Source organism: Phosphitispora fastidiosa, from assembly GCF_019008365.1.
Classification (GTDB): Bacteria; Bacillota; Thermincolia; order Thermincolales; family UBA2595; genus Phosphitispora; species Phosphitispora fastidiosa.
Window position 1 is genome coordinate 1 of the sequence record NZ_JAHHUL010000180.1, and the last position, 252, is coordinate 252.

1 protein-coding gene is annotated in these 252 nt (G+C 65.9%); it reads right to left on the reverse strand.

What is annotated here, in order from left to right; genetic code table 11:
* On the reverse strand, positions 1-252 hold a 252-nt coding region (locus Ga0451573_RS19420), incomplete at both ends, for a type 2 periplasmic-binding domain-containing protein (RefSeq protein ID WP_231685841.1).

The window sequence follows — 252 nt, forward strand, 5'->3', positions numbered from 1 at the left end:
TTTCAGCTCGACCTCCTTGGCCGGGTTCTGCTCCTGGACCTTGATCGCGATGGCGCTGTTCTCGGCGAAGGTGTCGGCCTGTCCTGCGAGGAATGCCGCGAGCGCCGCCGGCGTATCCTCGAAGCGCACCAGCTTCACCTTCGGCGCGTTGTCGGTGAGCCAGACGTCGAGCGTCGTGCCCTTGGCCACCGCGACAGTGTGCCCCTCCAGATTGTCGGGCTTCTTGCCGGTGGCGGCCGGAATCGATTTGGG